Here is a 1906-nt window from a genome sequence, read left to right as displayed (position 1 = left end):
CATTTACATCCATACTTATAGCTAAAATTGCAGAACTTTTTATCAATAGATTTAAGAATATCAGAGGTTTTATCAATGAATGATTTTGAAGAGAAAAAATTAATGATGCAAGATATAAAGCTTGATGAAAGGCCGAGAGAAAAGCTCATCAGCCGCGGAAGAGAAGCACTTGAACTAGCTGAGATCCTTGCTATAATCATAGGTACTGGCACAACAAACTTTAGCGCAATTGATTTATCTAAAGAAATTTTAAAAAGATTTAATAACTTAAATGGCTACGCTTCACTAAAGGTAGAAGACCTTACTGAGGTTAATGGCATCGGCAAGGCAAAGGCATGTCAAATAATAGCCGCACTTGAATTAGCAAGGAGACTTACAGGACCATCGAGCTTATATGAAGCAGAAAGCTTAAACGATCCAAAAAAGGTTTACAAAGCCTATAGGAATGAGTTTATGAACGAGCCTCAAGAAAAGTTTATAGTGCTTGCACTTGATACAAAACTTAAACTTATTAAGATCATCGAAGTCTCTAAAGGCACTGTGAACTCAACGCAAGTCCATCCAAGAGATGTATTTAGAGACCTTGTAAAGTGCAACGCAAGCAGCTGCATACTTATTCATAACCACCCAAGCGGTGACTCGAGCCCATCAAACGAGGATAAATTACTAACAGACAGACTCGTAGAGTGCTCGAAAATTATTGGTATATCTATTTTAGATCATTTAATTATTGGAGATACATTCTTTAGTTTTAAAGAACACAATCTCATGGAGTGATAGAATGAATTTTATTAAAAAACATAAAGTATTTTTCACAATTTTAATTTTAGTATTAGCCATAGTCTTGATTATTAGCCTTAACAATAAAAAGAAGGGGCTTAATAGTCTTGAGTCTGCTCCTAGCGATATTATGTCTAAGGTATCGGCTTTCTTCTACGATGGGGCAAACAGAATTTCTAATGGCTTTAAAAATTTATTTTCAAAAGATGATACAAGTAGCAAGATTAAAGAGCTTGAAGACAAAGTTACTGTGCTTGAAGACAAGAACAGAGAGCTCGAAACTGTTATTATGAAGTCATCTTATCTTAAAAAAGAATACAATTTACTACAAAATACAAAATATGATTTAACAAAGGCCAAGATAGCGTCTATGGATCCTGATGAATGGTATAAGAGATTTACCATCAACAAGGGAACAAAGGACGGTATCAAAGATGGTGACATAGTTATAGGCGCTTCTGAGATACAAAACAATGTATATATCGAAGGCCTATTAGGCAAGGTCACAGACGCATCAAAGGACTCATCTAGAGTAATATCGCTTAACGACGATAAGTTTAAAGTAAGCTTTAATATACTTAGAAACAACGAGTCGGGCGTTATGGGTGGCACTTTTGACTCTACTATCGAAGGTTACATGTTTGACTCAAACGCAGACGTCCTTGTTGGCGACAAGCTAATCACATCTAGTTCATCTGATGAGTATCCAGCAAACATCTACCTAGGAGAAGTAGTTGAAGTAGTTAACGATGAATCCAATCTTAAGAAGATCATTAAAATAAAAGCGGCAGTTGATATAAAAGATGTTTCCAATGTATTTATAATAAAAAGGTAGCGAAATGAAAATATTAGCGTTTTTAATTTTTTTATTTATAAACTACATATTAAAAGCAGCGATTTTGCCAAACTTTTTGCCGCCGAACTTTGTCTTTAACTTGACGCTTTGTATAATAGTTTCACTTGCCTTACTTGCGAAGGAGAGAGAAGGCTTAGTCTGGACTGTGCTAGTAGCCACTTTAAACGATTTACTTGCGCATGAAGTATTGTTTGTAAATTTATTTCTATTTACAATAATCTATCTAATGATATATTTCATCAGAGACAACATTAATATGGAGAATTTATT

At 34.3% G+C, this 1906-nt stretch carries 3 protein-coding genes; all 3 read left to right on the top strand.

All coding sequences use genetic code 11. The features are described 5' to 3' along the window. The first annotated feature begins 75 nt into the window (after positions 1-75). Positions 76-777 (top strand): DNA repair protein RadC, encoded by a 702-nt coding sequence (radC, locus tag Q0E71_RS06760; RefSeq protein WP_294797265.1) that lies wholly within the window; start codon positions 76-78, stop codon positions 775-777. A gap of 4 nt (positions 778-781) precedes the next feature. Beyond that, positions 782-1615: a rod shape-determining protein MreC gene (gene mreC, locus Q0E71_RS06755; RefSeq protein WP_294797263.1), complete on the top strand. Its 834-nt coding sequence runs from the start codon at positions 782-784 to the stop codon at positions 1613-1615. 4 nt (positions 1616-1619) lie between these two features. Beyond that, positions 1620-1906: hypothetical protein (locus Q0E71_RS06750; protein WP_294797261.1), on the top strand; the 287-nt coding region annotated here is incomplete at its 3' end.

The organism is uncultured Fenollaria sp. (assembly GCF_934202865.1).
Classification (GTDB): Bacteria; Bacillota; Clostridia; order Tissierellales; family Peptoniphilaceae; genus Fenollaria.
This window is presented reverse-complemented; position numbering and strand designations above follow the sequence as displayed.

Excerpts from the sequence above, each read along its gene's own strand:
- mreC (WP_294797263.1), top strand. The coding sequence starts at position 782 with ATGAATTTTATTAAAAAACATAAAGTATTTTTCACAATTTTAATTTTA.
- radC (WP_294797265.1), top strand. The coding sequence starts at position 76 with ATGAATGATTTTGAAGAGAAAAAATTAATGATGCAAGATATAAAGCTT.